The sequence below is a fragment of the Proteus sp. MB838 genome (genome assembly GCF_054767435.1).
On record NZ_BAABMO010000089.1, the window covers coordinates 1 to 1,442 of the forward strand.

Below are 1,442 nucleotides of genomic sequence, written 5' to 3' on the forward strand. Positions count from 1 at the left end.
GGGCGGTGGTGGTTGTGTTAGTCGGCTCGTTATGTTTTGCCGATTGGCAAAAAATGCCAACCACATCGTTACAGTGGGGGGTATTGCTTTGGTTAGGTATTGGCGCTTCTGGAATAGGCTATTTTATGTGGAACTATGGGGCGACACAGGTAGATGCTGGAACCCTTGCGATTATGAATAATATGATGGTTCCAGCGGGATTATTAGTCAACTTCTCTATTTGGCAACAGCATCCTAATTGGCCAAGTTTCATCATAGGCGCGAGCCTGATTGTTGCATCACTTTGGTTCCATCGGCGTTGGATACACCAACCTGTTTTACAAAAGGCAGATGATTAACGGCATGTTGACCTGCTAAGCGTATAAACTCTCGTATTGCCGGTTGATGTTGCTCACCTGTACGGTTAGCTGCATATAACCGGCTCCATAATCCTTCTCCTAAGGTCTTTGTGACCACTAATCCTTGTTTTTCAAAATTCTCTACGGCCCAGTGCGGCAATGCCGCTATACCCATTCCTGCTGCCACCATTTGAATAAGAAGTAAGGTGTTATCTACATGTTTAAAATGTGGTGTGATCCCTGCGGGCTGTAAAAAATGACGCCAAATATCAAAACGCTCTCTTTGGACGGGATAGATAAACAGTGTTTCTGAGATCAAATCTTGTGGTTGAATATGTAAGCGATTAGCCAGCGGGTGATCAGGAGATAACACAAGCTTAACTTCATAATCAAACAACGCGGTATAGTGCAGGCGTTGGTTATCCAAGATATCAGAAGTGAGTACGACATCTAATTCTCGTTGTAATAAAGCCGGTTGTGGATCAAAAGTGACACCTGAATGGAAGTCGACATTCACATCCGGCCATGTTTGGCGATATTGCTGTAATGCGGGTGTTAACCATTGAATACAGCTATGGCATTCAATAGCAATATTTAAATGAGCATTACCCGGCTCATTACACTCTTCTATCGCTCGGCGCACAATGGGTAGGACTTCTTGCGCTAATCTTAATAACACTTCGCCTTGTGGTGTAAATCGTAGTGGTTGGCTTTTACGGACAAAAATACGATAACCAAGACGATGCTCTAATTCACTAAACTGGTGAGAGAGTGCGGATTGTGTTTGATGTAACTGATTTGCCGCATTGGCAAGAGAGCCTGTTTGCTTAAGTGCCAATATCGTTTTTAAGTGTTTTATTTCTATCATGAGAAACCTTCAGGTTGTGAATGAAAAATTTGCGCTTGTGGTTTATACACTACCTGTAGATTATGGATGTGTAAACATCTAGACGGCTAAAAACAGGATTTTTTATTATGACAATTCGCAATCACACATTAGGTTTCCCACGTATTGGCTTAAATAGAGAGCTAAAAAAGGCACAAGAGAGCTATTGGGCTGGTGATCTTTCTCAGGCAGAACTTCTGGCAGTTGGTAAAGAATTA

3 protein-coding genes are annotated in these 1,442 nt (G+C 42.5%); 2 read left to right on the plus strand and 1 reads right to left on the minus strand.

The window, feature by feature from the left end:
- Positions 1-338 (plus strand): EamA family transporter (locus ACYUCW_RS17975; protein ID WP_460409173.1); only part of this gene is annotated, 338 nt, incomplete at its 5' end.
- Here the strand turns inward: ACYUCW_RS17975 and metR are convergent.
- Positions 253-1,206 carry an HTH-type transcriptional regulator MetR gene (gene metR / locus ACYUCW_RS17980; protein ID WP_004246132.1) on the minus strand — a complete coding sequence of 318 codons (954 nt, stop codon included), beginning with the start codon at positions 1,204-1,206 and terminating at the stop codon, positions 253-255. The genes ACYUCW_RS17975 and metR overlap by 86 nt on opposite strands.
- 107 nt (positions 1,207-1,313) lie before the next feature.
- Here metR and ACYUCW_RS17985 point away from each other — a divergent pair.
- Positions 1,314-1,442, plus strand: a 129-nt coding sequence (locus tag ACYUCW_RS17985; protein WP_460409174.1) for a hypothetical protein, incomplete at its 3' end; no start/stop codon positions are given.